8 protein-coding genes are annotated in these 6,476 nt (G+C 46.4%); 2 read left to right on the plus strand and 6 right to left on the minus strand.

Features of this window, described 5'->3' with window-relative positions:
- Nucleotides 1-440: 440 nt before the first annotated feature.
- The gene (locus QUA58_RS30455; RefSeq protein ID WP_333397867.1) at nucleotides 441-704 is read left to right on the plus strand and encodes a hypothetical protein; all 264 of its coding nucleotides are present in this window, start codon (nucleotides 441-443) and stop codon (nucleotides 702-704) included.
- A 115-nt stretch (nucleotides 705-819) separates the two neighbouring features.
- Here the strand turns inward: QUA58_RS30455 and QUA58_RS30460 are convergent, their stop codons facing one another.
- From QUA58_RS30460 to QUA58_RS30485, 6 genes are all read right to left on the minus strand, one after another.
- On the minus strand, nucleotides 820-1,767 hold the full coding sequence (locus tag QUA58_RS30460) for a DUF5996 family protein (RefSeq protein ID WP_333397869.1): 948 nt from the start codon (nucleotides 1,765-1,767) through the stop codon (nucleotides 820-822).
- Nucleotides 1,768-1,799: 32 nt separating this feature from the next.
- Nucleotides 1,800-1,991, minus strand: a complete 192-nt coding sequence (locus QUA58_RS30465; RefSeq protein WP_333143959.1) for a UBP-type zinc finger domain-containing protein — start codon at nucleotides 1,989-1,991, stop codon at nucleotides 1,800-1,802.
- A 120-nt stretch (nucleotides 1,992-2,111) separates the two neighbouring features.
- Complete coding sequence (locus QUA58_RS30470) at nucleotides 2,112-2,690, minus strand: antibiotic biosynthesis monooxygenase (RefSeq protein ID WP_333099894.1); 579 nt, start codon at nucleotides 2,688-2,690, stop codon at nucleotides 2,112-2,114.
- A 69-nt stretch (nucleotides 2,691-2,759) separates the two neighbouring features.
- A complete protein-coding gene (locus QUA58_RS30475; protein WP_333397871.1) occupies nucleotides 2,760-4,196 on the minus strand; it encodes an iron uptake porin in 1,437 nt (478 codons plus the stop codon).
- Between the two features lie 287 nt (nucleotides 4,197-4,483).
- The gene (ycaC, locus tag QUA58_RS30480) at nucleotides 4,484-5,146 is read right to left on the minus strand and encodes an isochorismate family cysteine hydrolase YcaC (RefSeq protein ID WP_333161567.1); all 663 of its coding nucleotides are present in this window, start codon (nucleotides 5,144-5,146) and stop codon (nucleotides 4,484-4,486) included.
- Between the two features lie 294 nt (nucleotides 5,147-5,440).
- The gene (locus QUA58_RS30485; RefSeq protein ID WP_333310056.1) at nucleotides 5,441-5,605 is read right to left on the minus strand and encodes a hypothetical protein; all 165 of its coding nucleotides are present in this window, start codon (nucleotides 5,603-5,605) and stop codon (nucleotides 5,441-5,443) included.
- A 438-nt stretch (nucleotides 5,606-6,043) separates the two neighbouring features.
- Here QUA58_RS30485 and QUA58_RS30490 point away from each other — a divergent pair, with 438 nt between their 5' ends.
- On the plus strand, nucleotides 6,044-6,421 hold the full coding sequence (locus QUA58_RS30490) for a hypothetical protein (protein ID WP_333397873.1): 378 nt from the start codon (nucleotides 6,044-6,046) through the stop codon (nucleotides 6,419-6,421).
- The last annotated feature ends 55 nt before the right edge of the window (nucleotides 6,422-6,476 follow it).

Raw genomic sequence — 6,476 nt, forward strand, 5'->3', positions numbered from 1 at the left:
TTTTTCGTAACTCATTTTTGATTAGTTGAATTTCTATCTGTTTTACAATTCTATCAGACTTTCGCAGGAGGTCTATTTTACCAGATGCCGCCACTGAAGTTTTTTTTGACCTGAATCCTTACGATTGCTCTATTTATCTGTAGGTGCTTTCGTCAAGTTGCTGGCAACTTCAATAGTATTTTTGTTCTCCTGATTCACCTCTAGTTGCGACACGCAACTAGCTGATGATTTTGTTTAATACAAAGCCAAATAAACAAGTTCTTTTGTCTGGCAGGTCGATTTTTAAGTATTTATACTGTATCGAGCGGTTCGCGCTAGACCATCCCACGGAATTTACTGCCCGCCCGCACCCCATGTGAAAGTTGGGGTGCGGAATGTGGGTTTCATCTGGGGTAAATTTGACCAATTCCGGCGCAATATCCCCTAGAGCGCGATCATCGATGCACTGCAAAAATTGGTGCAGCAACTCTTGGGAGAACCAGACGAACAGATGGAAGTGTGGCGATCGCATCTCCACACTCTTCCAGGGCGAAATGTCCAGTATTGAGGAAGGTGTTGAGGCTGATGGCTACCAGATTTTGAACACCATTGGTGTATTGCCAACGAGTTCCTTCCACCAGGGTGAGGAGAAATTTGAGTTTATCTGCACTCTCAGGGGAGCGATCGCGCCAGAATGCCCTGACGGGTTCCCAAAATTGGAGTAATTGCCAGTAGGTTCATCGGAATTGTCCTTCACGCTCAAGGGTTAAGCGTCCAATAAACCAGCCTGCGAAACTGTCCTACATTTCACCGCTTAATATCTGCCAGTTAAACGCCAATTTAGGAATGCAGTTGCGACTTAAACGTCAACTGCTGAAGTTCCTTTTGATTCCAGTTGCCTAACCTGGCTGCAGCTTCGTAGGTGCTTTGCAAGAACTCTAACAACATCTGATCCGGTGATTCTGCCTCACGGACAGCATCATAGGGCAAAATAAATTCACCCAACTCTTTATTGTAAAATGCAGCATCAGGACGAACCTCAGCCTGCTTAAACCCATCGGGTTCTGGGTACGCATAGGAATAAAACGCTGGGTATGATAATCCGGCTCCGGGCCAAAATCCGGCACTACTGACTTCCTGGGAATAGGCTTCCTGCGCCACTGCATCCGGTAAATTTGGCACCCCTCCCGGATGCTCAGGAGCCGATCGCCCCGAAAAGCGAGTCACTGCTAAATCAAAACTCCCCCAGAAAAAATGAACCGGACTAACCTTGCCGGAAAAATGGGAGCGAAATTCTCGAAAGACGCGATCGGACTGTAGCAGCACTCGCCAGCATCGATTGGCATAATCCGCATCATAAGTAGCATGGGTTTCATCCTGCTCAAATCGAATTGGATTGGGGACTTCATTTGGTTTAGTGTTAATTGTGATGTGAATATCCAATGCTCTGAGCGTTTCCATCACGGTTTGATAAAAATCAGCGACCGAGCGAGGGTAGAGGGCGATCGCCCGTCTTGCCCCTTCGCTGGTTTGAATCAGCAACTCATGATCAATGAAATCAAAGTCGATTTGAAAGATGCGGCTGCCATAGGGAATCGTGGAAGTGGTCAGTCCCCGAACGGTTAGATAGAGGGGAATATGCCAGGAATGATTAATCCACGGAGTTTGGGCAAATCGGATTTTGCCGATGATTTGAGTCCACATGTGCAAGGTGGCATAGGTCTCTTGCCATGCGTCCAGGGGTAAACTCGGCCAAATATCTGTTAGGGCAGGCTGATTTGACATCATGATTTCCTCGCGAGTAGAAAAGGGGCGCGTGATCAATAGTTCTTCTGTTGTTCGTCGGTAAAACACCACAGCCATTGTTCTCCCAATTCGGCTGAACTAATCACCGCATGTCCACTTTCTTCGTAATGGCGGCGAGCGTGTTGATTTTTAGACGAGTCGCAGCACAGCATTTTGCCGCAGGTTTGACAAATTCTCAAGTGAACCCAGGGATCGCCAACTCGCATGCATTCCTCACAGCGGAATACCGGGTAATTGGCTTTTGAAATCATATTCTCCAGCGTCAGTTCGTTCAGGTGTTGACAAGACATGGAAGATTCCTGTGAATGTGCAAGATATGTACTTGCTCAAATGGGATACAGCCATTTGCGAAAGAGTTGAGTGAGGCGCGGCATAATCACGTAGGTCAGCAGGGCAACCGTTAGACCTGTAACCAACAAGGTTCTGAGCAATACCGGAAGCCCAACCAGGAGCGGTACTAGCAAACGGTTGAGAATAGATATCGTAAAAAATACTCCCAGCCATGTCACGATCGCCATTTTGTAGCGCGGAGGTGGAGCCTTCATGGGTTTGTTAGGAAGCGTAAACCAGGTTTCCAGACCCGTTAGAGTTTGAATGGTTTCAGGCTTTTCAATCAAGGGCTGCAACCGCTCCAGCCATTCCTGCCGCACACTGGATTCCAGCCAGGTTTTGAGGTTGTCGTAATGATCAAATCTGAGAATTGCCACATATTCAGGATGAGTGTGGTCACAGGGTCGGATCACGCTGACTCCTAAGTGTCCCTTAAATTGGTGAGCAGCCGTCGCAATTCCGTGCAACCATTCCTCATAACCTTGTTCACGTCCTGGTCTCACGATATGAGAAATCACGGCGGTGACTAGATAGTTTTCTTGACTGGTATTGCTCGCCAATGGTTCTTCCAACATAGAATTTAACAGTCCGGGAAATTGGATGGTTAAAACAGAAAAACAGCTCTTACCGTGCCTGTATAGACTCTAAAACTGAAACGTCGTCCGAATAATGCCAACAAAAATCGTGTCATTATTGCTGTTGTGTTCAGGGTTGGTAATGACGATTACACCAGGAGTGATTGAGAGATGGTCGTTCATTTGAAACCGGTAGAAAGTTTCAAAGTGCAATGAGGTGCTACGATCGATTACTCCAAACTGATTGCTGATCACTCTAGGCGGTTGTCCAAAAACAAAGCCTAATAAATTTCCTTCCTTACCCAAATCTGGAAATCCAAAATTAACTGCGTAGTAAAAAATCTCAGCAGTAGGAGCATTGGAGAGGTCTTGCGCCGATGCCCGGAGATATCCTATCCATCCTCCCAATCTGAAAGCAGGGTTAACAAGCCAGGAAGCCGTAAGACTATAGCTATCCCCAACAATGCTGGTACTGTTTCCATTAAAGGGATCATTGGTAATGGCACTACTTGTACCAATATCAATTGCATTCAAAGAACGAGCATAGGTTAAGCCCAAACTTAAGGATTCTGTGGGTTTGAGTGTCAGTTGTGCTAAGACAGAGTAAGAACTATCAAATAATCCAGCTCCCGCAGTCGGGTTGTTGGCGTTATTAGTAAGATAAACCAGTGTCAAATTGATGGCTGAGTTAAAGTTATGGGTGATACCAACACCTGTCCCACCTGTTTCTTCACGATAGATAGGGCTACGCACCCCAAATGCGGAAATCGAACCTCTGCCATCACTTCCCAATAGAGGGTTAATCGTATCAACCACATCAAACAAAGTGCCCTGGGCGATCGCAGTCACCCTAGTATCTGACCCGATGGGAAATTGATAATAAAGTTGATTGAGAATGAACTGATTGTCTGTATTACCATCAAAACTTAGGCGAGCCATATTGGTCCCTATGGCTGCTCTAAAGTTTGGAATATTACCGGCCTGAAATCGAATTCTCAGTAAATCTTGCCCCGTAAAACTGGTCTCCAAGATCAACCGCGCACGACCGCTAAAAATGATAGTGTCACCAATCTCACCCCTAGAACCAGGTGTTTCTCCTGGTGGTACAGCTCTATCACTACCAAATGCACCGCTCACAGCAAAAACGACCTCTCCAGTCAATTTTGTTGTAGGGGAGAATAGCTGAGACTCTAATCGACTTGTGCGGGTTTCTAAGGAATCTACCTGTCCACGCAATGTTGAGAGTTCTGATGCAAATTCCGCTTGAAGTCTTTGTAGTGTTTGTAGATTTTCTCTTTCCGCCAGATCTACTGTTACACTGGCTAGTAGCTGATTTAGCCGATCTAGACAAGCATTTAGCCCAGCAGCAAACTCATAACGAGTAATAGCTCGATTGCCCTGAAATAGTTGATTTGGATAACCAACCATACAGTCGTAGCGATCGACTAAGGCTTGTAATGCTGCAAATGCCCAATCGGTAGGTTGCACATCAGCCAGTTGATTCACAGAGGTGACTTGACCTTGCAAGGTATCCTGGGCAATGGCAGACTCAACCAGGGATGGGTGAATCAGAGAGCCTCCAAAGAGCAGACACGATGAGAGAATCGACTGAAAGAGAAGTTTCATTGAGAATCAATCTCCTCAAAACACGGGATTTCTGGGCAATTTTCGGCAGCAGTCACCTTGGCTAGGAGCGATTCCCAGAGCTCGTTCCTAGCCTCCACGAAATCATCCAGTGCTGCTGCAATGCTGCAAATGAACTGGATCACTGAGCAATGACAACATCCACTCAGTTACACACGAGTCATGAGGCGTTCACGATTGGCAGAGCCAGCATTTGATGTTGCTGCATAGCTCGTCATTAGGTTTTTGTAGTCAGGAATAAACTCTGCAAGGAGATTACCTAGCCCTTCAATATCGTTACGCCAATCACGGTGCAATTCACCCACAACGCTAAACCAATTGACCAACTGAGCGCCAGCACGAGACATCCGATCCCAAGCTGCATCGCGACAGGCTTCATCGAAGGTGCCAGAGGCATCGGTGACAACAAAAACGTCATACCCTGCCTCCAATGCTGAAAGCGCGCAAAAAGTGACACAGACATCCGTGACAATTCCGGCAATAATCAATTGCTTCTTACCAGTTGCTTCTACGGCTTTAACAAATTCCTCATTGTCCCAAGCGTTGATCTGTCCGGGGCGCGGAATGAAGGGAGCATCAGGAAACTTCTCCTTCAGTTCCGGCAGGATGACTCCATTGGGACCGTCCTCAAAGCTAGTGGTCAAAACAGTAGGCAGGTTGAAAAACTTGGCTATACTTGCTAGCGCTAGCACATTATTTTTGAAGTCGGCAGCACCAATATCACGCACAAGCGAGAACAGTCCAGTTTGGTGATCCACCAGTAAAACCGCAGCATTATTCTTGTCTAGACGATTGTACTTGAATGTAGACATTAGGTAATTCTCCTATTTGAGCGATTGGTGAATGAGGAATTGCAGGATGGAATCAGGGATAAGAGAGTTTCTGTCCCTAACCTGCTGTTTGTCATAGCAGGGACGAAGACTGTGTTTAGAGAGGATTTCCCTCGCTAATCTTCTGGTGGCAATGGGATTTTACTATCGACCCATGAAGATGGAGGAATTGCTGACCTGGACAGGTTTGCCGTCCGCTGGAGGGGTTGTTGTTAAGATCCGCGAGTTAACCACAGAGCTAAGGCGTTCGCGTCGCGTGCCCAAAGGGCATTCGCTTCACTGTGCGATCGCTCCTAATGCTTTCAACGTCGCTGCTTGAGCGTGCGTTAATCCAGTTGCACCTTGAATATTCATGCCTTCAAGCATGGAACCGTGCAATTTACTTGCTCGATCCATTTGCATGACTGTTTGCACAAATTCAATATAGGTGGTCGCTTTCAAGTTGTCGCCTATAGCAAGTTAAATTTTTTACAGTGCAAATTGATAGATTAACCATGCCATCGCGGAGTAGAAGGCTGGCTCTAACTTAAGTTAGAATCCGAATTTGATCGAAAGTACATTCATACAACCGATCGACCATCAATGTCTGAATGCAAAATCCGGTAGCGATGTCCCACACCTTTGATGCGGGCGACAACCTGTTTGCCCCCGGATGAAGCGGCTGTCACTACGAGCTATTGCCGTGAACCGACGACGACAGACCCTGGCTGCCTCAACGCCTCAGCAGTACGGCTCTCGATTCCGAGGCAGCCTGTAGGAGATATTGAATCTGAAGCCCCAGTCCCCTGATGGAGTATCTCTGCCTTCCAGGCTATTTCCCATGCCCTTGCCTCACACCAGTCTGATTGGCTACTGAGTTGAGCAATTACAAGTCAAGATATGAATATCTACACAAGGAGCTTTATATTCTGGAGTTTGGCAAGCGATATACTTTGGGAAACGGATGACAGTCCTTCATCGGGAGAGCATTCAATGATTACCCTGCCTGGAATTACTATCCACAGCAAAATCTATGAGAGCTTAGCTTCTTTGGTGTATCGGGGTATCAGAGAGCAAGATAACTGTGCAGTGATTGCCAAAGTTCTCAAGCAGGATTATCCCTCTCCTCAGGATTTAACTCGCTATCGGCAGGAATATGAAATTACTCGCTTTCTCAACATTGAAGGCGTAGTCAAGGCATACAGCCAGCAAGACTACCAGCGCACGCTAGTTATTCTTTTGGAAGACTTTGGTGGAGAGCATAGTCCTGTAGGCTAATTTATTGAACTTTACTGAAAATACCTGAATTATGCGGTAACTTATAAAAGTAGTA

It is taken from the genome of Microcoleus sp. N9_A1 (assembly GCF_036701795.1).
Taxonomy (GTDB): Bacteria; Cyanobacteriota; Cyanobacteriia; order Cyanobacteriales; family Microcoleaceae; genus Microcoleus.

Bases quoted from the DNA above. Each gene is read 5' to 3' on its own strand.
- QUA58_RS30455 (WP_333397867.1), top strand. From the start codon at position 441: ATGCACTGCAAAAATTGGTGCAGCAACTCTTGGGAGAACCAGACGAAC.
- QUA58_RS30460 (WP_333397869.1), bottom strand. From the start codon at position 1,767: ATGATGTCAAATCAGCCTGCCCTAACAGATATTTGGCCGAGTTTACCC.
- QUA58_RS30465 (WP_333143959.1), bottom strand. From the start codon at position 1,991: ATGCGAGTTGGCGATCCCTGGGTTCACTTGAGAATTTGTCAAACCTGC.
- QUA58_RS30470 (WP_333099894.1), bottom strand. From the start codon at position 2,690: ATGTTGGAAGAACCATTGGCGAGCAATACCAGTCAAGAAAACTATCTA.
- ycaC (WP_333161567.1), bottom strand. From the start codon at position 5,146: ATGTCTACATTCAAGTACAATCGTCTAGACAAGAATAATGCTGCGGTT.
- QUA58_RS30490 (WP_333397873.1), top strand. From the start codon at position 6,044: ATGAATATCTACACAAGGAGCTTTATATTCTGGAGTTTGGCAAGCGAT.